Raw genomic sequence first — 25,024 nt, 5'->3', positions numbered from 1 at the left:
CCGGATGTCCGGCCCGGTGCCAATCAAGCAGCCCCGCGCCCGAGAGCGCCAATCCACGCCACGCCGGTGCGCGATAGCCGTTCGATACGGCCGCAGTTGCCGGTCACACCGCGCCGGACCACGGCCTGCCCGAAGTGTCCTTCCTTGGCCACCGCGACGAAGATGGAGATGGCGAAGCAGATCCACGCCCCGATCCACGCAAACCGAACCGATTTTTGGTGGCCACGAGCACCGATCTCGACCTACCGTGATCAGGTGACCACGATCCGTCATCTCGACGACCTGCCGGAGACCACCCCGCCGGACGGACCGGGGTACGACGCGTTCCTGTCCTACAGCCACGCGACCGACCGGAACCTGGCACCGCAGCTGCAACGCGGCCTGCACCAGCTGGCCAAACCCTGGTACCAGGCGAAGGCGCTGCGGGTGTTCCGCGACGAGACGAACCTGTCGGCCAACACCGACCTGTGGGGCTCGATCGAAATTCCGCTGCGGAGCGCCCGGTTCTTCGTCCTGCTCGCCTCGCCCGCGGCGGCGCGATCCCCGTGGGTCCGGCGCGAGGTCCGGTTCTGGCAGCAGCACCGCAGCCGGGACAGGTTCCTCATCGCGCTCACGGACGGCGAGATTCGCTGGGACGCGGCGGCGGGCGACTTCGACTGGGACGCCACCACGGCGATCCCCGAGGAACTGCGCGGCTACTTCCCCGCGGAACCGCACTGGATCGACCTGACCTGGGCGCGGGACGAAGCACAACTGTCCTTGCAGCACGCCCGGTTCCGCAGCGCGGTCGCCACCCTGGCAGCACCGCTGCACGGCACGACCAAGGAGGCGCTGGAGGACGAGGACGCCCGCCGGCACCGGGCCGCCATGCGGCTGCGCCGGATCGTGGAGATCGCGCTGGCGGTGCTCGTGGTCCTGACCCTGCTGCTCGCGGTCACCGCGGTGTGGCAGGGAAACGTGGCCGTCGAGCAGCGCGACCGCGCGACGGCCCGCGAACTCGCGGCGCGCAGCGAAACCCTGGGCGACACCGACCCGGCCGTGTCGAAACTCCTCAGCGTCGCGGCCTGGCGGATCAGCCCGGTCCCCGAAGCGCGGGCGAGCATGCTGCGCGCCGCTGCCCGCTCCGGCGTCGCCGAGATCCCGGTAAGCAACGGGAAGATCAACTCCGTCGCGTTCAGCCCGGACGGCCGCCTGCTGGCGGTCGGCGGCGACGAGGGCGTCGCACGGGTGCTGGACGTCCGCACCAGACGGGAGATCGCCACCGCGCACACCGTCGAAGCCGACGCGGTCGAGTCGGTGGTGTTCAGCCCCGACGGGCGGCTGCTGGCGATCTCCGGCGACGACGGCAAGGTCGTGCTCTGGGACGTCCGCACCCAGCAGCAGTTCGGCCACCCGTTGGACAGCAGCGGATTCGGTGGCGAAGACGGACTGGCCCGTGTCCTGCGCATCGGCGTCGATGCGGCGTTCAGCTCCGACGGGCGGATCGTGGCGACCGGGTCCACCGACGGCTCGATCTGGTTGTGGGACGTCGACACCCAGCAGGTGATGGGCACCGTGCAGGCCGGACCACCGCCGGCCGGTCCTCCGGTGCTCGGCCCGTCCCTGGCGTTCAGCCCGGACGGCCGCACCCTCGCCACGGCGATGACCGATGGCACGACACGGCTGTGGGACGTCCACACGCGGCAGCCGCTGGGTGACCCGATCTCCTCGCACGCGCCCGACCGGACCGCGTTCGTCGGGCCCACCCTGACGTTCAGCCCCGACGGGCGGGTGCTCGCCACCGCCACCTCGGACGGCGCCATCCGGTTCTGGGACACCGCCACGCACCAGCTGATCGGCGAACCGCTGACCGGGCACACCCGCCCGGACCCGGAGGTGCTGGCACCGTCGGTGGCCTTCAGCCAGGACGGGAGCACGATCGCGGCCGGCAGCCACGACGGCACCGTGCGGCTATGGGACTTCGGTAGCCGTCGACAGATCGGCAATCCGCTGACCGGCCACACCCGGTCGGTCAGCTCGGTGGCGTTCAGCCCCGATCGGACGCTGCTGGCCAGCGGCTCGTACGACGGGACCGTGCGGCTCTGGGACGTCAGCGGACAGCAACGGGCCGGTGCCCCGCTGACCGGAAGTCCGGGGCCGGTCTACGCCGCCGCGTTCAGCCCGGACGGACGAACGCTGGGCACCGGGGGCGATGACGGCGGAACCGTCAGCGGGCACGACAACCGCAGCGCGTGCCGGCAGACCGGTTGGGAGATCTGCACCCGCAACGGCGGCGTGGTGGCGATGGGGGACGACGTGTCCACGATCTGCCTCTACACGGATCTCGCGTGTGGTGCGTTCGAGGCGGGCGGGGAACGCGCGACCACGGTGCTGTGGAGCGTCGACTCCCGTCGGCCGACCGCGGATCTCGCGCTGGACCGGGCCGAACCAGGCAGTGCGGTGCACTCCTTGGCGTTCAGCCCGGACGGCCGGACCTTGGTGACGGGCGGGCGCTCCGGCGGGCTGGAGGGTGCGCTGCTGCTCTGGGACGTGGGGACCGGGCAGCGGATCGGCGTGCTGGCAGCCGGTCCGGCGGGACCGGTCAGGGCGGTGGCGTTCAGCCCGGACGGGCGCGTGCTCGCCAGCGCGGGTCACCCCCCGGGCACAGGAGAACCGAACGAGGTCGCGCTGTGGGATGTCCGGACGCACCAGAGGATCGGCACGCTCCCGGTCGGGTCTGACGAGATCTACTCCCTGGCGTACAGCCGAGACGGGAAACTCCTCGCCGCCGGTCGCGGGGACGGAGCGGTGCTGCTGTGGGACACCGCAAGCCGGCAGCCCGTCGGCCGTCCCCTCACCGGGCACACCGGCCCGGTCGGTGCCGTCGCGTTCAGCCCCGACGGGAACCTCCTGGCCAGCACGGGCGATGACGGCACGGTGCGGTTGTGGGACGTGCGAACGCACCAGCAGACCGGCGAACCCATGGTCGGCCACACCGGTCCCGGCTACGCCCTGGCGTTCAGCCCGGATGGGCAGACCATCGCGACCGGGGGTGGTGACAACACGGTACGGCTGTGGGATGTCGCGGCGCGGCAGCAGGTCAATGCGCCCTACCTGGTGCACGATCTGCCCGTGCGGGCGGTGGCGTTCAGCCCGGACGGGCGCACGCTCGCCAGCGGTGGCGAGGACGGCGCCGTTCGCCTCTGGGACGTCGGCTACACGGTTGATGTCGTCCGCAGCCTGTGCACGGCCGTGGGGCGTTCACTCACCCCGGACGAGTGGGCGCGGTACGTTCCGGATCTGGACTACCGACCGGTCTGCCCCTGAACGGTTCCGGCGGTCTGACCCACCGCGGCCGGGACGATTCCACGGCATGTGGCTCCACTGTGGTCAGATCGTGCGCGTGCGCCGAACGGGGTCAGTCCTTCTTCTCGTCCTCGTCGACGACCTCCGCGTCCACCACGTCCTCGCCGTCCTCCTGCCGCGGACCGCCGTCGGTGGGCGTCTCGGCCGCCTGCTGCTGACGCCCGTACATCGCCTGGCCGATCGCCTGCGAGGTGCGGGCCAGGTGGTCCACCGCCGCGCGAATCTTCTCCACGTCGTCGCCCTTGAGCGCCTCGTTGACGTCCTTGATGGCGTCCTGCACCTGGGTGCGGGTGTCGGCCGGGATCTTGTCGGCGTTGTCGGTGAGGACCTTCTCGGTCTGGTACACCATCGTCTCGGCCTGATTGCGGATTTCGGCCTCCTCGCGGCGCCGCCGGTCCTCCTCGGCGTGCGCCTCGGCGTCCTTGACCATCCGCTCGATGTCCTCCTTCGGCAGCGCCGAACCACCGCTGATCTTGATGGACTGCTGCCGCCCGGTGCCGAGGTCCTTGGCGGAGACGTGCACGATGCCGTTGGCGTCGATGTCGAAGGTGACCTCGATCTGCGGCAGCCCCCGCGGCGCGGGCGGGATGCCGGTCAACTCGAACATGCCGAGCTTCTTGTTGTGTGCGGCCATCTCCCGCTCGCCCTGGTACACCTGGATCATCACCGACGGCTGGTTGTCGTCGGCGGTGGTGAAGGTCTCCGAGCGCTTGGTCGGGATCGTGGTGTTGCGCTCGATCAGCTTGGTCATGATGCCGCCCTTGGTCTCGATGCCCAGGGACAGCGGGGTGACGTCGAGCAGCAGGACGTCCTTGACCTCACCACGCAGCACACCGGCCTGCAGGCTGGCGCCGACGGCCACCACCTCGTCGGGGTTGACACCCTTGTTCGGTTCCTTGCCGTCGGTCAGCTCACGGACCAGGTCGGTGACGGCGGGCATCCGCGTCGCACCGCCCACGAGCACCACGTGGTTGATGTCGCCGACCTTGATGCCTGCGTCGCGCACCGCGTTGTGGAACGGTTTGCGGCAGCGCTCCAGCAGGTCGGAGGTGATGCGCTCGAACTCCGCCCGGGACAGCGTCTCGTCCAGAAACAGCGGGTTCTTGTCGGCGTCGACGGTGATGTAGGGCAGGTTGATGCTGGTCTGCGAGGAGCTGGACAGCTCGATCTTGGCCTTTTCCGCGGCTTCCCGGATCCGCTGCATGGCCATCCGGTCCCTGGTCAGGTCGATGCCCGTGGATCTACGGAACTTCTCGATCAGCCACTCGACGATGCGCTCGTCCCAGTCGTCGCCGCCGAGGTGGGTGTCACCGGAGGTCGCCTTGACCTCCACCAGCCCCTCACCGACCTCCAGCAGCGACACGTCGAAGGTGCCGCCACCGAGGTCGAACACCAGGATGGTCTGTTCCTTCTCGCCCTTGTCCAGGCCGTAGGCCAGGGCCGCGGCGGTCGGCTCGTTGATGATCCGCAGCACGTTCAGGCCGGCGATCTGCCCGGCCTCCTTGGTCGTCTGGCGCTGGGCGTCGTCGAAGTAGGCGGGGACGGTGATCACCGCGTCGGTGACCTCCTCGCCCAGGTACGCCTCGGCGTCCCGCTTGAGCTTCATCAGCACGCGGGCGCTGATCTCCTGCGGGGTGTAGGACTTGTCGTCGATCTGTACCTTCCAGTCGGTGCCCATGTGCCGCTTGACCGACCGGATGGTGCGGTCGACGTTGGTGACCGCCTGGTTCTTCGCCGGCTGCCCCACCAGCAGTTCGCCGTTCTTCGCGAACGCCACCACCGACGGTGTGGTCCGCGAGCCCTCGGAGTTGGCGATGACCGTGGGCTCGCCGCCTTCCAGCACCGCCACCACGGAGTTCGTCGTCCCCAGGTCGATACCCACCGCGCGCCCCATCACGCACTCCTCTCCGACCCGCCGACGGGCGGGCCCCTCGAGGCCGACACCCCTCAGTATGGGAACCCCTCACCAGGCCGTCCACCTGGGCAAAGCCACCCGATGGGGGTTGCCGGGGCCGGTGGTGCTGGAGTGGCGACGGTTCAGCGCCCGCCACGGGACTCCAGGTGCGAGGTCCGGTTCGAACCACCGCAGTCCCGACCGGCACGCACGAGGGGCCCGCGCCGGAGCACCCGGGCTCGCAACTTCCGGCAGATTCGGCGGTAAGGGGAACCTGCGACACGTCGCGGAAGACCCCCTCCTTCGTCCGCGGTCAGGTGTACCGCACCTGGACTTCCTTGATGCCGTTGAGCCAGCCGGAGCGGAGGCGGCGCGGCTCGCCAACCCGCTTGATGCCCGGCATGTGGTCGGCGATCGCGGTGAAGATCAGGTCGATCTCCAGCCGGGCCAGGCTCGCGCCGAGGCAGTAGTGCGCGCCGGTCCCGCCGAAGCCGACGTGCGGGTTGGGGTCTCGGGTGATGTCGAAGTGCTCCGGCTCATCGAAGACCTCCGGGTCGAAGTTCGCCGAGCTGTAGAACAGGCCCACGCGCTGCCCCCGCTTGATCTCCACGCCGGCCAGCTCGGTGTCGGCGAGCGCGGTCCGCTGGAACGCCACCACCGGCGTCGCCCAGCGGACGATCTCGTCGGCGGTGGTGGCCGGGCGCTGCTGCTTGTACAGCTCCCACTGGCCGGGGTTGTCCAGGAACGCCAGCATGCCGTGCGTGATGGCGTTGCGGGTGGTCTCGTTGCCGGCCACGGCCAGCAGGATCACGAAGAACCCGAACTCGTCGTCGGTCAGCGCGTTGCCGTCGATGTCGGCCTGCACGAGCTTGGTCACGATGTCGTCCATCGGGCACCTGCGGCGCTGCTCGGCCATCCTGGTGCAGTAGCCCAGCATCTCGGCGGCGGCCACGTCCGGCTGGACGTCGTACTCGGGGTCGTCGTAGCCGATCATCTGGTTGGACCACTCGAAGATCTTCCTGCGGTGCTCCTGCGGCAGGCCGAGCAGTTCGGCGATGGCCTGCAGCGGCAGTTCGCACGCGACGTCGGTGACGAAGTCGCCGCTGCCGCGGGACCGCGCCTCGGCGACGATCCGCTGCGCCCGTTCCCGCAGCGCCTCCTCCAGGCTCTTGATGGCGCGCGGGGTGAAACCGCGCTGCACGATCTTGCGGAGCTTGGTGTGCTGCGGTGGGTCGATGTTGATCAGGAGGAACCGCTGCAGCTCGATCTGCTCGCGGGTCATGCTCTCGTTGAACCGGATGATCGCGGTGTTCTCCCAGGTGGAGAAGATGTCGCTGCGTCGGGAGACCTCCTTGACGTCGGCGTGCCGGCTGATCACCCAGAACCCGTCGTCGTCGAACCCGCCGCAGCGGTCGGGCTGCCGGTTCCACCACACCGGCGCGGTGCGGCGCAACTCGGCGAACTCGGCGAGCGGCAGCCGTTCGGCGAGCAGGTCGGGATCGGTGAAGTCGAAGCCCTCCGGGATGCGCGGTGCGACCACGGCTACCTCCTACAGCGGCGTGCCGATGACAACCCGCCGGTGCGCCACCAGGACGACACCCGAGTTTGAAGCAAAGTTGGGGGAAATGTTCCACCGCCTCGGCACTGCTTGACCAGCCGCAGGAGAACAGGTTCTACCGAAACTGAAGTGTTCAGCAGGTAGTCTTCTGCGGGCAGGCAGCACCAGCCAGGCGAGGAGCGCACGTGACGCAGGGATCGGCCACCGACCGCACGCAGCATCCCCCGATCCCGGAGGATCTCCGCGCGCTCGCCGAGCAGGCCACCGGGTTCATGCCCGCCGACGAGGGGCAGGCGCTGTACGAGACCGCGCTCGACCACCTCGGCACCGGCCTCGCCGTCGAGATCGGCACCTACTGTGGCAAGTCCGCGGTCTACCTGGGCGCGGCAGCCCGGCGCACCGGCGGCCGGATCGTCACCGTCGACCACCACCGGGGCTCCGAGGAGCACCAACCGGGCTGGGAGTACCACGACCCGACCCTGGTCGACCCGGTCATCGGCCGGCTCGACACGCTCGGCGAGTTCCGGCGCACCATCGCCCGCGCCGGGCTGGAGAAGGAGGTGACCGCGATCGTCGGCCGCTCGGCGGCGGTCGCGGAGTTCTGGCGCACCCCGCTCAACCTGCTGTTCATCGACGGCGGGCACACCGACGAGGCAGCGAACACCGACTACGAGGGCTGGGCGCACTGGGTCGCCCCGGGCGGCGCCCTGGTGATCCACGACGTGTTCCCGAACCCCGAGGACGGCGGCCAGGCCCCGTACCGCATCTACTGCCGCGCCCTGGACACCGGGGCGTTCCGCGAAACCCGCGTCGTCGGCTCCCTCCGGGTCCTGCAACGCACCACCGGAACCCCCGGCTCCCTGCCCTGACGCCGACTCCCAGGGAAACCGGCCACACCACACCGCAGGCCGTGACGGAATCCCGCGATCTCCAGGACCGGGCGCGGCTCAGGCGCCGGGAACCTGCTCCAGTTCGCAGCAGGCGGCGTTCTCCAGGCCCGTCGGGAGCTTCTCGCCGCGGAAGATGCCGCTGCCAGGCGTGGTCCGCGACAGCGCGTCGGCCGCCAGCACCACCGCACCCGCCGTCCACGTCGAGCGTTCCTGCGGCCAGCGCTTGCCGTCCGCGTACACCAGGCCCGTCCAGTACGAGCCGTCCGGGGCGCGCAGGTGCTGCATGGCCGCCAGTAGCTCGTGCGCCCGGTCGTGCTCGCCCACCGCGTCCAGGCTCAGCACCAGCTCGCAGGTCTCCGCCCCGGTCACCCACGGGTGGTCGTCGACGCAGCGCACGCCCAGCCCGTCGACGACGAAGTCCGACCAGCGTGCGAACAACCGCTGCCGCCCCGCCTCGCCGCGCACCGCGCCGCCGAGCACCGGGTAGTACCAGTCCATCGAGTACCGGGTCTTCGGTGTGAACGCCTCCGGGTGGTGCCGCAGCACGTGCCCGAGCCGCCCCAGCGCCACCTCCCACTCCGGCTGCGGCTGGTCCACGTGCTCGGCCAGCGCCAGGGCGCAGCGCAGGCTGTGGTGGATGCTCGAACACCCCGAGAGCAGCGCCTCACCGGTCGGCACGCCGGACGCGCCGACCGCCCAGTCGATCTCCCCGCGCTCCCGCTGCACGGAGAGCACGAAGTCGATCGCGGCGCGCACGACCGGCCACATCCGCTCCGCGAACCCGTCATCCCCGCTGATCAGCAGGTGGTGCCACACCCCGACGGCCGGGTAGGCGCAGAAGTTCGTGTCGGCCCCGGCGTCCTCGACGCGCCCGTCGCGCACCTGCAGCGGCCACGAACCGTCCGCACGCTGGGTCTTGCGCAGCCACTCGTAGGCGCGCTCGGCCTCGGCGAGCAGACCGGTCGCGGCCATCGCCATCGCCGCCTCCACGTGGTCCCACGGGTCCACGTGACCGCCCGGGAACCACGGCACCGCGCCGGAGGGCAGCTGGGCGGCGGCGATGGAGCGCCCGGTCTGCGCGAGCGCCGCGGCGGAGAGCACCCCGGGCACCTCCGGGACGTCAGGCTCCGGCACGGGCCGCTCCCGGCTTGCCCAGGTAGACCACGATGCTCTTGCCCATCACCGGGTCCAGCAGGCGCTCCGCGGTGCGGGTGATCCAGGGGCGCTTCATCAGGTCCCACACCAGCATCCGGTGGTAGAGCCTGGGCAGCGGGTGGTTCTCGTTGTTCGTGCCGACGGCGCATTTCAGCCACCAGTACGGCGAGTGCAGCGCGTGCGCGTAGTGGTGGAACGCCGGGCGCAGGCCGGCGTCGCGCAGCTTGCCGATCAGCTCGTCGGCGGTGTAGATCCGCACGTGGCCGCCCTCGACCTGGTGGTACTCGTCGGACAGCGCCCAGCAGATCTTCTCCGGCCACCAGCGGGGCACCGTCACCACCACCCGGCCGCCGGGCCGGACCACGCGCACCATCTCGCGCATGGCCTTCTCGTCCTCGGGGATGTGCTCCATGATCTCGGCGGCGACCACGCAGTCGAAGTGGCCGTCGGGGAACGGCAGGGCGAGCGCGTCACCGGGCACCGTCTGCGCGCTGGCCCCGTCGGGGACCTGGTCCTCGGCCTTCATCGCCGCGAACATCGCGGCCACGTTCTCCAACTCCGCGACGTCCTGGTCGAAGGCGACCACGTCGGCCCCGCGCCGGTAGAGCTCGAAGGCGTGCCGGCCCGCGCCGCAGCCCAGGTCCAGCACCCGCTGGCCCGGTCGCACGCCGAGTTTGTCGAAGTCCACCGTCAGCAACGCGTTGCTCCCTTCCCGGCGCGCGGCGTGCGCGCGATCGCTTCGGCGTAGCAGTCGACCGTGGCCGCTGCCACCGACTTCCAGCTGAACCTGTCGAGCACCCGGGCCCGGCCCGCGGCCCCGAGTCGCCGGCGCCGGTCGGGTGAGTCGAGCAGCCCGGCCAACGCCCTCGCCAGGGCTTCGGCGTCGCCGGGCGGCACCAGGTCGGCGCACTCCCCGTCGCGGCCGGCGACCTCGGGGATGGCCCCGGCGCGGCTGGCCACCAGCGGTGTCGCGCAGGCCATCGCCTCGACCGTCGGCAGCGAGAAGCCCTCGTACAGCGACGGCACGCACGCCACCTCGGCGGAGCCGAGCAGGCCGGCAAGCTCGGCGTCGGTGAGCCCGCTGACGGTGCGCACCACGTCGCCGATGGCCAGTTCCTCGATGCGCTGCTCGGTCGGGCCGCCCGGGGTCGGTTTGGCCACCAGCACCAGTTCCACGTCCCGTTCGGTGCGCAGCTTGGCAACCGCCTCCAGCAGCGTGCCGATGCCCTTCATCGGGGTGTCCGCGCTGGCCATGGCCACGATGCGGCCGGGCACGCGGGGCGCGGTCGGCGGTGTGAAGACCTCGGCGTCCACGCCCAGCGGTACCACCCGCAGCTGCCGCGGATCGACCCGGAAGTCGCGCTGGATGTCCGCCGCCGAGGACTCCGAGACGGTCAGCAGCCGCGGGATGCGGCGGGCGACCCGGCCCTGCATACGCACGAATCCGTACCAGCGGCGCACGCCGATGCGGCGCCAGCCGGTGGCCGCGGCCAGCTCGACCCGGCGATCGTGGGTGATGGGGTGGTGCACGGTCGCCACCAGCGGTATCCCGACCCGCTGCAGCGAGAGCAGGCCGTAGCCGAGGCACTGGTTGTCGTGCACCACGTCGAACTCGTGGGAGCGCGCCCGCAGCAGCTTGGCGGCGCGCAGGCTGAAGGTCAGCGGCTCGGGGAAGCCCGCGGTCCACATCGTGCCGACCTCCAGCAGGTCGACCGCGTCGCGCAGCTCCCGCCAGTGCGGGGTGCGGAACGGGTTTGCCTCGTCGTAGAGGTCGAGGCTGTCCACCGCGGTGAGGTCAACGCCGGGGTCCAGCTCCGGGTACGGCTTGCCGGAGAACACCTCGACGTGGTGGCCGAGCTCGGTCAGCCCCCGGCTGAGGTGCCGGACGTAGACGCCCTGCCCGCCGCAGTGCGGCTTACTCCGGTAGGACAGCAACGCGATTCGCACGGCTCACCTCACGCAGCCCGCGACGGCCGGGCTGGGTAGACTGGAACATGTTTCGATCGAACCACGTCGATCACCTTAACCCGCCAGGGTGGTGGGGCGACGGGCCGCGTGGTGGCGAACACGCGGATGCGAATCTTCGAGGGGACCGACTGCATGGCGAGCACCGCGCGGAACGTCCTGCAGGCGCTCCGGGACGACGAGGCCGGTTCCACGGCCCAGCATGAGCGCCGCAAGCGCATCCTCGACGCGACCATCGCACTGGCGACCAAGGGTGGGTACGACGCGGTCCAGATGCGCACCGTGGCCGAGAGGGCCGAGGTCGCACTGGGCACGCTCTACCGCTACTTCCCGTCCAAGATCCACCTGCTGGTGACGGCCCTGGCCAGGGAGTTCGAGCGGGCCCAGGAGAAGCTGGGCCGCACCAGGATTCCCGGTGAAACCCCTTACGAGCGGGTCATGTTCGTGCTCAACCGCACGACCCGGACGATGCAGCGCAGTCCGCAGCTGACCGAGGCGATGACGCGGGCGTTCATGTTCGCCGACACCTCGGCGGCGGCCGAGGTCGACACGGTGGCGGCACTGGTGGAGCGGTTGTTCACCAACGCCATGACTGACGGCGAGCCCACCGACGAGCAGCAGGCGATCGCCCGGGTGATCGGTGACGTGTGGCTGTCCAACCTGGTCGCCTGGGTGACCCGCCGGGCGTCGGCGTCGGACGTCTCGAACCGCCTGGAGCTCGCCGTCCGCCTGCTGCTCGCCTGACGGTCGAGCTGTCCTCTTTGGACGAATCGGGACCGGACACCGTGGTCACATCCCGAGACTGAGAAACCTCCCGACCCCAAGATTTTCTTCAAGTTGGGAACTTTCTGGGATCCCGAGTTTGCCCAGAGTTGGGAGTTGGGATCTGCCAGGTTCAGGGACGCTGGTTTCGCCGTGTCGGGGCAACGAAAAGCGGCGCCCTGCGAGGGGCGCCGCTGCGGACAGGGAGAATCAGCTGTCGGCGAGCTGCCGGTCGACCTGGTCAGCGAACGACCGCAGGCCGTCCAGCAGCGCCGAGTACTCGCCGCAATCGCGGCTTTGCTGCAGCCAGTGGCGCAGCATCGCGACCTCGTGACGGACTCGCGAAACCTCCGCGTAGTCGGTGACGTCCAGGCCGTCGACCTCCCAGCGCAGGGTCTGGGCGGATTCCAGTGCGGTGAGCACTGGGAACAGTGGCGTGTCCACGGGACTGCGCAGCTGGGGCGTGGTGTGGGGCAAGTGGCTCTCCAACCGTTTCGCTCAAGGACTCATCCTCCCGAAGGTCGGTGACTCTCCGTATTCACCACCTCCCGGACTGCGACCAGCATGCCCGCGCGCGACGCCCCGCCGCCTGGGCCTTTGGTCCCAACTTCGAGGGACCAGCGAGCGTTTCCGTGACTCGCAGTCGTCGAGCACCGCCGCAACGGAACGTGGGGGGCGGTCACCCCAGCTCGGCCAGCAACCGGCTCGCCTGCTCCGCGAACGACGGGTCCTGGGTCCGCACGGCGCGGTCGAGCAGTTCGCGCGCCTGCTCGATCTCCCCGCGCCGGTAGCGGATTTCGCCGACCCGGTAGGCCGCCTCGGCGACCAGCTCCGGGTCGTCGGTGCGGGCCAGGGTGTACTCGTAGTGCTCCAGCGCCTCCGCGTACTCCTCGCGCCAGTAGTGCAGCTCGGCGAGGTGCGCGGCGGCCAGCGCCGCGGTGGGGTGGCCGAGGTCGACCAGGGCGAGGAACCACGGCCGGGCGGCGTCGAGGTCGCGGCGGCGCTTGGCGATCACGCCGAGGTTCATCGCGGCCCTCGCCGACAGCTCCGGGTCGTCGGACTCCCACGCGCGCAGGCTCCACTCGCGGGCTGTCTCGTCGTCCCCGGCCTGGAAGGCCATCGCGGAAAGCTCCAGCAGCGCCTCCCCGGCGTAGCGGTCCCCCGGCGCGGTCTCGACCAGCCGCAGGTAGGTCTGCCGGGCCTGCTCCAGGTCGCCGTTCTGCCGCAGCGACTGCGCCAGCGCGTAGGTGGCCATCGGGGAGAACCGCTCGTCGTCACCGCTGGCGGCCTCACGGAACAGCTCGATGGCGGCCGCGGTGTCGCCCGCCTCGCGCCGCCGGAGCCCCAGCATCGCCTTCATCGCGGTGCCGAGGACCTCGTCCGGGCGCCGCATGAGTTCTTCGGCGGCCTCGGGGTTCGCGTCGCCGAGCAGCTCGACCAACCGGTACTTCGCCACCGGGGCGAGCCGGTCGCCGCCGGTGGCCAGCACCCGCTCGTACGCCTGACGCGCGCCCGCGGCGTCGCCGCGCCGGGCGAGCACGTCGCCGAGGGCGAGGACGGTGGCCGGGTCTGGATCGGGGGCGCCGAGTTCCACCGCGCACCGCAGATACACCAGTGCCGCGTCGTCGTCCCCGGCTTCGACGAACTCGGTGGCGGTGTCGTGGGCCCACTCGGCGACGTGGCCGACCTCGACCACCTCGGCGAGCCGCCGCAGGGTGTCGGCCGCGGCACTGTGTTCCCCGGCGGCGCGCTGCTCGTCGAGGATGACCCGGATGTTGTTCAGGGCGTTGTCGACCAGGTCGTCGTCGGCCCCGTGGGCGGTGCGCACGAACGCCGCGACCGCACCGGCGAGGTCGCCTTCGTCGTAGCGGATCAGGCCGAGCCCGAACTCGCCGCGCGCCGCGATGCTCGGCACGTCGCAGCGGCTGACCCGCTCGAACTCGACCTTGGCCGCCGCGTCGTCGCCCTGCGCCAGCAGCATTTCGCCGAGCCTGCCGCGCGCTGCCGCGGAGTGCTCGGGCACGTCGAGTTCGGCGGCGCGGCCGAACCAGCGGATCGCCTCGGTCTGGTCGCCGTCGGCCACGGCGCGCTCACCGAGCAGGTTCATGCCGATGATCGCGATCTCCGGGTGGCGGGACGTGCTGGCCCGCCGCAGCAGCGGTCCGGCTTCGCTGCTCAGCTCGCCGATCTGGGCGATCCGGTGGTGCAGGGCGGTGCCGAACTGCTGCGGCGTGGTGGCGGAGCGTTCGGCGTTCTCCCACGCCTCGTCGGCCGCCGCGACGTCACCGTCGCCGTGGTGGAGGTGTCCGAGGAGCAGTCCGGCGTCCACCGCCGCGACACCCGCCCCGGCGGCCACGGCGTGGCGGCACGCCGACTTGGCGCCTTCGCGGTCGTGCAGGCGGAGCAGGAGTTCGGCCATGAGCACCCCGGCGCGGCCCACCGCCTCGGCGGCGTCGGCGGTCAGCGCCCGGCGGTACCAGGACAGCGCGAGGGCGTGCTCCCGCCGCTGTTCGGCCAGCTCGCCCAGGGCGATCTGCGCCCTCGCGGCCAGGTCGGGGTGTCCGCGGTCGGCGACCATCCGGAAGAACGCACCAGCGTCCGGGTCGTCGTTGTCGGCCAGACCTCGCCCGAATTCCAGCCCGAGTTCCGAACACACCCGCAGGTCGTCACCGGTCGCGGCGGCCAGGATCGCCGATGCGGTGTCCAGGTCGGTCCACGCGGCGCACCAGAAGTTGGCGATGCGCGCGGATCCGAAGTGCTCGCCGATCGCCGCCCGGGCGCCGTCCAGGTCGCCTTCCTGCAGCAGCCGGTGGGCACGCTGCTCGGCGGTCTCGGTGCCGCGGTGCTGGTGCACGTACGGGGTGACGTCCGGGTCGTCGATGCGCAGCGCCTGCTCGTAGGCGGCGTTCGCCCCGGCCTCGTCACCGCTGTCGCGCAGCAGGTCGCCGAGGTCCAGCGCGGCCTGCGCCCGCGCCTTGGGCACGTCGGAGGCCATCGCTCGTTCGAACGCCTCCCGCGCCGGTCCGGTCCGCCCCTGCCGCGCGAGCAGGGAGCCGAGGTTGCGGGCGGCGAACGCCGCCTCGACCGGCGTGCCCACGGCCTCGGCGCGCTGGAACGCCTCGATCGCCCCGTCGAGGTCCCCGCGCTGCTGGCGCAGTGCGCCGAGATCGTGCGCGGCCTGGCCCGCGCTGCGGGTGCTGCCGGCCGCGACGTCGGCCAGCAGCGCCTCGGCCCGGTCGAGTTCTCCGCTGCGCCGCAACAAATCCGCGAGGCTGCACCGGGCCACTGCGGCCTCGTCGGCGGCATCGCCGCGGGCGGCCTGCTCCCACGCGGCGACCGCGCCGTCGACGTCACCCTTCTCGCTGCACAGCGCGCCGAGCAACAGGTGAGCCTGCTGAACCTGCCCGGCGTGCCCGGCTTCGATCACCAGCCGCAGCGCCCATTCGGTGACGTCGATTGCGCCGCGGGCTTGCAGCCGGTGCGCGAGGTTCAGGCACAGCTGCGTGGCGCTGCCGAGGGCCTGTTCGTCGTCGGCCAGCGCCAAGAACCGCTCGCGCGCCTGCGCGTGCTCGCGGCGCAGGGCGTGCATCCCGAAGGCCGCGATCGGCGCGGCGGCGGAGGCGGACGCGGCGGCCGAGGTGAACAGCTCCAGCGCGCCGTCGAGATCGTCGGCCGCGACGCACTCCGCGCCGAGCAGGTACGCCGCGCGGGGACCGATCTCCGGGTGGCCACTGGCGGCGGTCCGGCGGTAGAGGTCCAGCAGGGAGTCGTGCCGGTTCCAGGTGCGGTACAGCAGGGCGAGCTTGTCGAAGACCTCGGTGCGCACGGCGGGGTGCCCGGTGGCCTCCGCCGCCTCGTACGCCGCGATGGTGCCGTCGAGGTCGCCGTGCTCCAGCAGCAGGTCGCCGAGATACGCCGCGGCCCACGGCCGCAGCGCCGGGTGCCCGTCGCCGACCACGCGGTGCAGCAGCTCCAGCCCGTCGTCGATGCGCTGCTGCCGGATCAGCCAGGTGGCCAGCAGGTGCCCCGCCCTGGTCCAGACGAGGCGGTTGGGCGAGTCCACCAGCTGGGTCAGTAGTTCCACGCCGCGCGCGACCTCACCGGTCATCAGCCGCTCGGCGTGTACCAGCCGCGCCAGGTCGAGGGTGGGCTGCGGGGCGCTGGTGAGCAGTTCCTCCAGCGGGATGGCGTCCTCGTACTCCAGCTGGAACAGCGCCTGCAGCACCGGGGCGGCGCCCGGTTCGTCCAGCAGCGCACCGCGCAGGGCACCGTCCTGGGCCAGCGAGGTCTCCGCGGAGACGGCCGCCCGGTGCAGCGCGCGGCGGGCCCGCTCGGTCTCGCCGTGCACGGCTTCCAGCAGGCCCAGCGAGTTGGCCGACATCACCGACCAGATCCGCACGTCCATGTCGATGACCTGCTGGTAGGCGCTGCGCGCGGTCGACAGGTCCCCGACGCGGGCCGCGTCGCGCGCCCGGAAGGCCAGCTGCCGGGCGTCGTCGCCGACCGGGTCCTGCTGCGCCTCCATCACGTCCATCATGGACAGTGCGAGTTCGGCCTGGTGCGCCACGTGCGGGTCGTCGGCCTCGGCGGCGCGCCGGAACGCGTCGGCGGCCGCGGCCTGGTCGCCGTGCTCGTAGAGCAGCACGGCCTGGTTGTAGGCGGCCAGCGGCGCCTTCTCCGGGTGGTCGGATTCGGCGACCCGGCCGAAGGTTTCGATGGCCCCGGCCGTGTCGCCCTCGTCGCGTTGCAGTTCGGCGAGCACCCCGAGCGCCTCCACCGAGTAGCGCGGGTGCCGGGTGTTGATGACCCGCTGGTAGGTTTCGCGGGCCTGGTCGGGGCGGCCGAGGCGGTGCTGCTGCATGCCGAGGTGGATCAGGGCGTGCAACCGGACCTCCGGGCGCGGGTCGTCGGCGGCGCGCCGGAACGCGTCAGCCGCGGCGGCCGGGTCGTCGAGGTCCTCCAGCACGCCGCCCAGCAGCACGTAGCCCCAGCCGAGGTGTTCCGGGTGCCGGTAGGCGATCATGCGCTCGGCCATCTGCCGCGCCGTCTCGGGCTCGTCGACGTGCAGCGTGTAGAGCTTGGCCGCGCCCAGCGAACCGTAGTTGGGGTGCCCGCTGTCCAGCAGGCGACGCAGGATCGGCTCGGCGTCGTCGTCGCGCCCCTGCTCCAGCAGCGAGCACGCCTGCTCGTAGGCGACCTGCAGGTACTGCTCGGCGGAGCGCTCGCCGGGCGCGGGCAGGTCCAGTTCCGCGGCGATCTCCACCACGCTGGGGTCGTTGCTGCTCATCGCGCGGTCCCGTGCCTCACGCGCCCCGGCGGCGTCGCCGAGCATGTGCAGCACCTGCGCCAGGAGCGCGTCAGCGCGCCCGGCCGCGTCCGGGTCGGCGCCCTCGGAGGCGAAGCGCAGCACGGCCTGCGCCGCGGTCAGATCGTTGGCGTCGAACAGCAGCAGTCCCAGCGAGATCGCCGCGAGCTGGGCGTAGATGGGGTGCCCGGAGTCGATCGCCCGCTGGTACATGGCGCGGGCTGCGGCGGTGTCGCCGCGTTCGTCGAGCAGGGCACCCAGCAGGCAGGCGGCGTGCACCGCGGCGTCGAAGTCACCGTCGGCCAGCACGACACGCAGCTCGGCCTCGGCAGCGGCCTGATCACCGGCGATCCACAGCTGTCGCGCCTGGGCGACCCGTTGCTCCCACAGTGACATGCCGCGCCCTTCGATCAGGTGATCATCGATCGCGGCGAGGATATCTGCCCGTCACCCGACGTCGGCGCAATCCCCGCATCGCGGCCGATCACCGGGTGCGCAGGGCAATCAGCGACCCGCGCCGCGCGTCCCACGGCATTGGCCGACCAGACACTGGAGTCCACAGAGGACAAAAGGGGGCGGGCCGCCCGAGGTGGTCCCGGACGGCCCGCTCCGTCGTCGGTTCCGACGCGAACATCGGGGCTCAGCGAGCCAGTCGCCGGAGGCGCTCGATGCCCTCCTGGTACAGGTTCAGGTCGGTGTAGCCGCTGATGCCGGCCACCCTGCCCTTGTCGGTGTACTGCCAGAAGTCCCAGCCGTCGAAACCGGTGGGCACCGTCGGGCTGTCCACGCCGTAGGAGGCGAGCCACAGGGCGTGGTGACCGAAGCTGTCGGTGCCGCCCATGCACTGTCGCCAGAACGACGGGTTGGCGTAGATGATCGCGTCCTTGCCCGTGCGCTCCTTGACCTTGTCGGCGAAGGTCTTGGTCCACTGGTGCATCTCCGCGACCGACAGGCCGTAGCAGCCACCGGTGTTCGGGTCGATCTCCAGGTCCAGCACCGGCGGCAGGGTCCTGCCGTCGGCCTGGTAGTCGGCCACGTCCAGGAACCGCTGCGCCTGCACCTCGGCGGAGGACGAACTCGGCCGCGCGAAGTGGTAGGCGCCGGCGATCAGCCCGGCGTCCTTGGCGCCGTGGTACTGCTGGCTGTAGCGGGGGTTGGTGAAGCTGGTGCCGTCGGTGGCCAGCACGAAGGTGAACTTCTTGCCGTCCGCGGCGACCTTGCTCCAGTCGATGTTGCCGTTGTGGTTGGACACGTCGATGCCCTGGACCGGCGGGCCGATGGGGGCCTCCGGCTCGGGCAGCGGAGCCGGCGCGGGCTGCTGCTCGGGGGCGGGCTGCTGCGCCGGGGTCGGCTGCTGTTCGGGCTGGGCCGCGGCGGCCTGCGCCGGGGTCGCCTCTTCGGGCGCCACCTGCGCGGGGGCGGCCGTCGCGACGTCGGGCTCCTCGGAACCGGCGACGACGCTGCCGATCACCAGGCCCACCACGCCGACGGCCGCGAAGGCGGCACCGGCCTGCATCGAGCGGGTCCGCGTGGGGACCTTCGCCGCCGCCGCGCGCGACGCCATCCGCTCCCCGAAGCGCCACACCACGGGTACGTTCTGGATGCGCCGCACCAGTGGCGCAAGCCACATCAGCAGCCGTTGGACGAGCGGCAGGAGCCACTGGCCGACGCGGTTCGCCACCGGCCGCACGCGATCCGCTGCGGTGCGCAGGGCCTGGTCAGCCTTCAGCGCCGCGCCGCGCCACCCGCGCTCGGTCGCCTCCGTCGGGGTGGAGGCGAGGTCGTTGTGTTCGGGGGATCTTGGTTGGTCGGAGGATTCGGGGTTCACGGGGCCCCACACTCCATGACGGAGCGTGTGCGTGCATCGCGGTTTGTACGGGGGCAGGTACCTAGTTTAACCCGATAGGGCTACATTCCCCAGTCGGTCCGTCACTGCCCGTGATGGAACCCCAGAACTGGCCTGAACCTGTCGGCCAATATAGCGGCCTCTGTCACACCGCGAAAACCCGTCCTCCGCCGCCGACGGCCGATCCGGCTTCAGCACGGTCGGTGATCGCACGGCGGCGCTGCGCGAGGCTCCGACACGCCGACGTGAACGCCCGTGGGTCAGGTCGCGGGTGTCGGGCAGAATGCCGGTCGGATCTGGCGAAGATCGCAGAGAAGGCGGATACAGCATCGTGACGACTGTTCATCAGAAGATCGCCGAGGAGCTCGGCGTCCGCGAGCGCCAGGTGCAGTCCGCCGTCGAGCTGCTCGACGGCGGGGCGACTGTGCCGTTCATCGCCCGCTACCGCAAGGAAGCGACCGGCGGCCTCGACGACGCCCAGCTGCGCACGCTCGAGGAGCGGTTGCGCTACCTGCGCGAACTGGAAGAGCGGCGTACCACGGTGCTGGAGTCGATCCGCTCCCAGGGCAAGCTGACCGAGGAGCTGGAGGCGCAGATCAACGCCGCCGACTCCAAGGCCCGGCTGGAGGACATCTACCTGCCCTACAAGCCGAAGCGGCGCACCAAGGCGCAGATCGCCATCGAGGCGGGCCTGGAACCGCTGGCCGACCAGCTGCTCTCCGACCCGACCAACGACCCGCAGCAGACCGCCACCGGTTTCGTCAACGCCGACAGGGGCGTTGCCGACGTCACCGCCGCGCTGGAGGGCGCGCGGTCGATCCTGGTGGAGCGCTTCTCCGAGGACGCCGACCTGATCGGCGAGCTACGCGAGCGGATGTGGACCCGCGGCCGCATGGTCTCCAGGGTTCGCGACGGCAAGCAGGAGGAAGGCGCGAAGTTCGCCGACTACTTCGAGTTCGACGAGGCGTTCACCGACCTGCCCTCGCACCGCATCCTGGCGCTGTTCCGCGGCGAGAAGGAAGAGGTGCTGGAGCTGTCCCTGGAACCCGATGACGGCTCCGACCAGGTCGGTCCCACCTCCTACGAGCTGCGCATCGCGCAGCGGTTCGGCATCGCCGACCAGGGCCGTCCGGCCGACCGGTGGCTGTCGGACGTGGTGCGCTGGGCGTGGCGCACCCGCATCCTGACCCGGCTGAGCGTGGACCTGCGGCTGCGGCTGCGGCAGAACGCCGAGGACGAGGCGGTGCGGGTGTTCGCGGCGAACCTGCGCGACCTGCTGCTGGCCGCCCCGGCGGGCTCGCGCGCCACGATGGGCCTGGACCCGGGCTACCGCACCGGCGTGAAGGTCGCGGTGGTCGACGGCACCGGCAAGCTGGTGGCCACCGACACGATCTACCCGCACCAGCCGCAGCGCCAGTGGGACCAGGCGCTGGCCACGCTGGCGAAGCTCGCCGAGCAGCACGCGGTGGAGCTGATCGCGATCGGCAACGGCACGGCGTCCCGCGAGACCGACAAGCTGGCCGGTGAGCTGATCAGCCAGAACCCGCAGCTGAAGCTGACCAAGATCTCGGTGTCGGAGGCGGGCGCGTCGGTGTACTCGGCGTCGGCGTACGCCTCGCGCGAACTGCCGGGCCTGGATGTGTCACTGCGCGGCGCGGTGTCGATCGCCCGCCGCCTGCAGGACCCGCTGGCGGAGCTGGTGAAGATCGACCCGAAGTCCATCGGCGTCGGCCAGTACCAACACGACGTGTCCGAGGCGAAGCTGTCGCGCTCGCTGGACGCGGTCGTCGAGGACTGCGTGAACGCGGTGGGCGTGGACGTGAACACCGCGTCGGCGCCGCTGCTGACCCGCGTGTCGGGCATCAGCGAGACGCTGGCGGAGAACATCGTCCACCACCGCGACACCAACGGCCCGTTCCGCACCCGTCAGGCCCTCAAGGACGTCGCCCGGCTGGGCCCGAAGGCGTTCGAGCAGTGCGCGGGCTTCCTGCGCATCCCCGACGGCGACAACCCGCTGGACGCCTCCGCCGTGCACCCGGAGGCGTACCCGGTGGTGCACCGCATCCTGGAGAAGACCGGCAGCGAGATCAACGCGCTGATCGGCAACAGCCGGGTGCTGAAGTCGTTGCGACCGCAGGACTTCGTGGACGACAGGTTCGGTCTGCCCACGGTCACCGACATCCTGGCGGAGCTGGACAAGCCGGGCCGCGACCCGCGCCCGGAGTTCAAGACGGCGTCCTTCGCCGAGGGCGTGGAGACGATCGCGGACCTCAAGCCGGGCATGACACTGGAGGGCGTGGTCACCAACGTGGCCGCCTTCGGCGCGTTCGTCGACGTGGGCGTGCACCAGGACGGCCTGGTGCACGTGTCGGCGATGTCGAAGAACTTCGTCAACGACCCGCGCGACGTGGTGAAGTCCGGCGACATCGTCCGCGTGAAGGTCCTGGACGTCGACATCCCCCGCAAGCGGATCTCGCTGAGCCTGCGCCTGGACGACGAACCCGTCCCCGGCGGCAAACCGGACCGCGAAGCGGGCCGAGGCGGCCGAGGCGGAGGCGGCAAGGGAGGCAAGAACCGCGGCCAGGGCCGCGGCGGCCAGCGCCGCAACGACGCGCCGAGCGGCGCCATGGCAGAAGCCCTCCGCCGCGCTGGCTTCGGCAACTGAAACGGGGTGAGGGGCACTCTTCACCACGAAGAGTGCCCCTCACCCGTTCCACATCGCGGGATCAGCGCTCGAAGCGCCCGTCCTTGATGGCAGCGACGAATAACTGCCACTGCCGACCGGTCGTGGTGAAGTACCCGCCATCCGGGTCCTTCGAGTCCCGCACCGCCGCGCCGCACGTCGCGGGCGCGACCTCGACGCAGGTTTCTTGATGCGTAGACCGGCTGGACTTCCGCCAACCCGTTGGTTCAGCTACCGACATCAGCTGAGTTCTCCTTCGACTGCTTCCAGATACTGGGTGATGCGTTCGCGCGACGCCTTCGGGCTCATCGCACTTCGCCGAAGGCTATCCGCAGCTTGGCAATAGTCGTTGACGTCCTTCAGGTTCCGGAGAAACACAGATGTCCGGAAATGCTCCAGGTGAACGATCGGCCGCTGATCATCGAACTCGAACACGATGAACGACCCAGCATGCGCTGGATGCCAAGAGGTCGCGCCCGATGGCAAGATCTGGATCGTCACGTTGTCGCGCCTCGACATCTTGAGCAGGTAACGAAGCTGATCAGCCATAACGTCCGGACCGCCGATCCGCTCGCGTAGCGCTGCCTCTGCGATGAGCGCGACAAGTTGCGGCCCGCCCTCTTTGTCAAGAACTTCGCGACGGCTGAGCCGGAACGCGACTCGTGTTTCTATCATTTCGGGCGGCAGGGTAGCCATCACCGCTCGCATGTACTCCCGCGTCTGCAACATCCCCGGGAAGACGAGGACCTGCACCTCGGTGATCCGCGTAGCGGCGCGCTCGAACTCGATCAGCGTCGCAAGTTCCTCGCGAACACCAGGGATTCCAGACGTCAGCCAGTTGAGATCACGGACGGTGCGCGCCATCTTGACGATGCGTTCTTTTTCAGCGCCAGTTACGCCGAGCGCTGTCAGGAGACTCGCGGTGTCCTCTGGCGACGGTGGCTTCACCCCAGACTCGTAGCGCCAGATCGTCGTGTGCCCCACACCCAGGCGCCGTCCCAACTCGCGAACCCCCAGCCCCGCTGCTTCCCGGAGTTGCCGCAGCTCAGCACCCAACACACGGGCACGCGGATTTGTCTTGGCGGTTCGGGACATGAACCGATCCTAACCAGCGAAGATCTAGGCAAGAACCCTCAACCAGGTGATTGCCAGCGCGGTTCAACATCGACAAAGTGGTTCCAGGAACCACTAATCTGTTCTGGGAACCACCATCGACACTCGGGGGTCTCGATGTATCCGTTTCACTGGGTGCCTGCTGCTGGGCAGCGGCATGCGAGCTTGGACGCGCATCCCGATGGGGCGTTGGCCTATCCGAGCGGGACCGGGGTGCGGACGCTGTGCGGGTCGCAGCTCACCGCGGACAACTCGAAGTTGGCGTGGCTGTGGGAAACCTGCGCCGAGTGCAACGCCGAAGCTCGGCGGATCTCGGCCGAACTCCAACTCCCCACCTCACGGGGCCTGCGCGGATGAGCGAGCGCACGCGAGGGCTCGCGACGTTGCTGCGCCGGACCCAGTGGTTGCTGGACGACCTCGCGTTCCACGTCGGCTCGGGACGGCTCGATGCCGGGGAGTTCGAGGAAGCCAGCGCAGCTCTCGAAGAAATCGTCCTGCTGCTCAAGGAGAACCGACCCGAACCGGAGAGGACCGCGTGATGCACCCGTTCTGGATCAGCCTCGCCTGCCTGGCATCCCTGCTCACCGGCATGACGCTGATGTACGCCTACCGCAGACGTCTCCCCCAGCACGCGGAAGCGGGCGAAGGCGCGACGAACGTCTGGCAGCTCATCGAGCACATCGAAGCAGAAGCCGCCGAACGAGCCAGACCTCGCGGCAGGCACCGCCTCCGCGAGCCAGTCGAGGAGTCCACAACGGACACTGTCCCGCTCTGGCCGGAACCCCCACCGCTGGATCTCCAGCAGCGCGTCCTGGAATCCCTCAGGCGCCTCTGAACCCGGTTCGATGCCACCTTCCCCCAGGGCATCGGACCGAGCGGCCGGGCGGAGCTCCCCTCCCACCCCGCCCGGCCGCACCCCCTCAGCTGAGCGACCAGGCAAACTCGGCGGTCGGTCCCGGTGGCGAGGTCTCTCTGGAGAACTGCCAGGTGCTTGGATCGCCGCCCGTCCCTGGCGGCGGTTGTAACAGGACGGTCAGGGGGTGCGCACCGCCGTGACCGCCACCGTGGTGTACGGCATCGTGAAGCTGCCTCCCAGCTCGTCGATCGCGGCGCCGACCCCGTCCAGCACCCGCGCCAAGGCGTCCGGCGGGACCTGGGTGAGGTTGCCGAACGTCGGCAGCTGGTCCAGCCACTCGTCCCGGGTGTAGGACCGCTGCCAGTCGAACCGCCACTGCTGCGGGTCGCTGAAGCCACCCGCATCCCGGATACCGTCGGCGGCCCTGGTGAACAGTGGTTGGTACCCCTGAAGGGCCGTCCCCGGCCGGGCGTCGCGGACGGCGAACGGGGAGTCGGGCACCACCTGCCGGTAGATGGCGGTGAAGGCTTCCGTCACCTCGGCCGGGGGCTCACCGACGTGCCAGAACGGCGCCAGCAGACCGCCGGGCCGCAGCACCCGCGCCGCCTTGGCCGCTCCGGCGACCGGGTCCACCCAGTGCCAGGCCGTCCCGGCGATCACCGCGTCGAACACCCGACCGGCCGGATCCCAGGACTCGAACGTCGCCACCTCGACCTCGACGCCGCTGTCCCGCGCGAACTCGGCCATCCGCGCGTCGGGTTCGACGCCCAGCACCGCGCACCCGGCCGCCTGGAACTGCCTTGCTTCGATGCCGGTGCCGCAGCCGACGTTGAGGACGTCGCGGCCGGGGCTGGCGGCGAGGACCCGGTTCACCAGGGCGTCGGGATAGCGGGGCCGAGCCCGGTCGTAGCGTTGTGCGTCCACGCCGAACGATTCCGCAATCTGCCGGTGCCGGTGCGGATTCTGCTCGGGCGAGCGTTCCGACGGTATAATGGGCATGCGCCCACTATAGTGGGCACGTGCCCACTTCGCCAGGAACGGGGGAATGTTCGGTGCCGACCGGGGTGCACATCCGCGACGTGCGCGAGCAGCTGTTCGCCGCCGCCGAACGAGTCCTGCTCCGCGACGGGCCCAACGCGCTGACCAGCCGGGCGGTCACCACCGAGGCAGGCTGCGCAAAGGGTGTTTTGCACCGGCACTTCGCCGACTTCGACGCCTTCCTCACCGAACTCGTGCTCGACCGCATCGGCCGGATCGACGAGCAGGCCACCGCCCTGCGCGAGTCCGCCGGCACCGGCACCGTCGCCGGCAACCTCGCCGACGCGCTGACCGCCCTGTTCGGACCGGTCGCGGTGTCGATCGTCGGCCTCATCACCTTCCGCGACGAGCTGCGCACCCGGCTGCGCCAGGCCCGATCCACCGGCGGAGTCCCGCTGTTGTCCGAAGCAGCTGCCATGATCGCGGCCTACCTCACCGCCGAACGCGAACTGGGCCGCCTCACGCCGGACGCCGACGTCGACACCCTCGCCCCCACGCTCGTCGGCGCCGCGCACCTGCTGTTCGCCGACCGGGAAAGCACCCCGCCGCAACCGGCGACCGTCCACAGGGTCGTGACCACGGTCCTCGCGGGCACCACCCCGCCGCAGCCCTGA

19 protein-coding genes are annotated in these 25,024 nt (G+C 70.9%); 8 read left to right on the top strand and 11 right to left on the bottom strand.

Annotation, left to right across the window (positions count from 1 at the left end):
* Nucleotides 1–255: 255 nt before the first annotated feature.
* On the top strand, nt 256–3,306 hold the full coding sequence (locus IEY17_RS19655; RefSeq protein WP_188989889.1) for a WD40 domain-containing protein: 3,051 nt from the start codon (nt 256–258) through the stop codon (nt 3,304–3,306).
* A 91-nt stretch (nt 3,307–3,397) separates the two neighbouring features.
* Here the strand turns inward: IEY17_RS19655 and dnaK are convergent, their stop codons facing one another.
* Entirely contained in the window at nt 3,398–5,239 is a 1,842-nt protein-coding gene (gene dnaK / locus IEY17_RS19650) for a molecular chaperone DnaK (RefSeq protein ID WP_188989887.1), read from the bottom strand.
* Between the two features lie 313 nt (nt 5,240–5,552).
* On the bottom strand, nt 5,553–6,779 hold the full coding sequence (locus IEY17_RS19645; RefSeq protein ID WP_188989885.1) for a cytochrome P450: 1,227 nt from the start codon (nt 6,777–6,779) through the stop codon (nt 5,553–5,555).
* Between the two features lie 203 nt (nt 6,780–6,982).
* On the opposite strand from IEY17_RS19645, the gene IEY17_RS19640 reads away from it, so the two are divergent.
* Nucleotides 6,983–7,666, top strand: a complete 684-nt coding sequence (locus IEY17_RS19640) for a class I SAM-dependent methyltransferase (protein ID WP_229680326.1) — start codon at nt 6,983–6,985, stop codon at nt 7,664–7,666.
* Nucleotides 7,667–7,744: 78 nt separating this feature from the next.
* On the opposite strand, the gene IEY17_RS19635 is transcribed toward IEY17_RS19640, so the two are convergent.
* Genes IEY17_RS19635 through IEY17_RS19625 form a run of 3 tightly spaced genes read right to left on the bottom strand, consistent with a single transcriptional unit; the run spans nt 7,745 to nt 10,789 of the window.
* The gene (locus IEY17_RS19635) at nt 7,745–8,821 is read right to left on the bottom strand and encodes a prenyltransferase/squalene oxidase repeat-containing protein (protein WP_188989883.1); all 1,077 of its coding nucleotides are present in this window, start codon (nt 8,819–8,821) and stop codon (nt 7,745–7,747) included.
* Nucleotides 8,808–9,530, bottom strand: coding sequence for a class I SAM-dependent methyltransferase (locus IEY17_RS19630; RefSeq protein ID WP_229680333.1), 723 nt, complete (start codon nt 9,528–9,530; stop codon nt 8,808–8,810). The genes IEY17_RS19635 and IEY17_RS19630 overlap by 14 nt, the downstream gene beginning before the upstream one ends.
* Nucleotides 9,531–9,532: 2 nt before the next feature.
* Complete coding sequence (locus tag IEY17_RS19625) at nt 9,533–10,789, bottom strand: glycosyltransferase family 4 protein (RefSeq protein WP_188989879.1); 1,257 nt, start codon at nt 10,787–10,789, stop codon at nt 9,533–9,535.
* A gap of 153 nt (nt 10,790–10,942) precedes the next feature.
* Between IEY17_RS19625 and kstR the strand changes: the two genes are divergently transcribed.
* Nucleotides 10,943–11,551, top strand: a complete 609-nt coding sequence (kstR, locus tag IEY17_RS19620) for a cholesterol catabolism transcriptional regulator KstR (protein ID WP_188989932.1) — start codon at nt 10,943–10,945, stop codon at nt 11,549–11,551.
* Between the two features lie 228 nt (nt 11,552–11,779).
* Here kstR and IEY17_RS19615 read toward each other — a convergent pair whose 3' ends face one another.
* From IEY17_RS19615 to IEY17_RS19605, 3 genes are all read right to left on the bottom strand, one after another.
* Nucleotides 11,780–12,046 carry a hypothetical protein gene (locus IEY17_RS19615; protein ID WP_229680325.1) on the bottom strand — a complete coding sequence of 89 codons (267 nt, stop codon included), beginning with the start codon at nt 12,044–12,046 and terminating at the stop codon, nt 11,780–11,782.
* A gap of 202 nt (nt 12,047–12,248) precedes the next feature.
* Nucleotides 12,249–17,270, bottom strand: a complete 5,022-nt coding sequence (locus IEY17_RS19610) for a tetratricopeptide repeat protein (RefSeq protein WP_188989877.1) — start codon at nt 17,268–17,270, stop codon at nt 12,249–12,251.
* 244 nt (nt 17,271–17,514) lie between these two features.
* Entirely contained in the window at nt 17,515–18,702 is a 1,188-nt protein-coding gene (locus tag IEY17_RS19605) for a lysozyme (protein WP_188989875.1), read from the bottom strand.
* A 301-nt stretch (nt 18,703–19,003) separates the two neighbouring features.
* Here IEY17_RS19605 and IEY17_RS19600 point away from each other — a divergent pair, with 301 nt between their 5' ends.
* Entirely contained in the window at nt 19,004–21,385 is a 2,382-nt protein-coding gene (locus IEY17_RS19600; protein ID WP_188989873.1) for a Tex family protein, read from the top strand.
* A 61-nt stretch (nt 21,386–21,446) separates the two neighbouring features.
* Here IEY17_RS19600 and IEY17_RS19595 read toward each other — a convergent pair whose 3' ends face one another.
* Nucleotides 21,447–21,644, bottom strand: a complete 198-nt coding sequence (locus IEY17_RS19595; protein WP_188989871.1) for a DUF397 domain-containing protein — start codon at nt 21,642–21,644, stop codon at nt 21,447–21,449.
* Nucleotides 21,644–22,498 carry a helix-turn-helix domain-containing protein gene (locus tag IEY17_RS19590; RefSeq protein ID WP_188989868.1) on the bottom strand — a complete coding sequence of 285 codons (855 nt, stop codon included), beginning with the start codon at nt 22,496–22,498 and terminating at the stop codon, nt 21,644–21,646. The genes IEY17_RS19595 and IEY17_RS19590 overlap by 1 nt, the downstream gene beginning before the upstream one ends.
* Nucleotides 22,499–22,633: 135 nt before the next feature.
* Between IEY17_RS19590 and IEY17_RS19585 the strand changes: the two genes are divergently transcribed.
* From IEY17_RS19585 to IEY17_RS19575, 3 genes are read left to right on the top strand one after another with little or no spacing between them, the layout of a single operon-like run.
* Complete coding sequence (locus IEY17_RS19585; protein WP_188989866.1) at nt 22,634–22,873, top strand: HC3 family zinc finger protein; 240 nt, start codon at nt 22,634–22,636, stop codon at nt 22,871–22,873.
* Nucleotides 22,870–23,055, top strand: coding sequence for a hypothetical protein (locus IEY17_RS19580; RefSeq protein ID WP_188989864.1), 186 nt, complete (start codon nt 22,870–22,872; stop codon nt 23,053–23,055). The genes IEY17_RS19585 and IEY17_RS19580 overlap by 4 nt, the downstream gene beginning before the upstream one ends.
* Entirely contained in the window at nt 23,055–23,351 is a 297-nt protein-coding gene (locus tag IEY17_RS19575; protein WP_188989862.1) for a hypothetical protein, read from the top strand. Before IEY17_RS19580 ends, IEY17_RS19575 begins: the two co-directional genes overlap by 1 nt.
* 198 nt (nt 23,352–23,549) lie before the next feature.
* Here the strand turns inward: IEY17_RS19575 and IEY17_RS19570 are convergent, their stop codons facing one another.
* A complete protein-coding gene (locus IEY17_RS19570) occupies nt 23,550–24,371 on the bottom strand; it encodes a class I SAM-dependent methyltransferase (RefSeq protein WP_188989860.1) in 822 nt (273 codons plus the stop codon).
* 53 nt (nt 24,372–24,424) lie between these two features.
* Between IEY17_RS19570 and IEY17_RS19565 the strand changes: the two genes are divergently transcribed.
* Nucleotides 24,425–25,024, top strand: a complete 600-nt coding sequence (locus tag IEY17_RS19565) for a TetR/AcrR family transcriptional regulator (protein WP_188989858.1) — start codon at nt 24,425–24,427, stop codon at nt 25,022–25,024.

Source organism: Saccharopolyspora thermophila (assembly GCF_014646075.1).
Classification (GTDB): Bacteria; Actinomycetota; Actinomycetes; order Mycobacteriales; family Pseudonocardiaceae; genus Saccharopolyspora; species Saccharopolyspora thermophila.
Note: the sequence above shows the minus strand (reverse complement) of the source record. Positions and strands in the feature narration are given on the sequence as shown.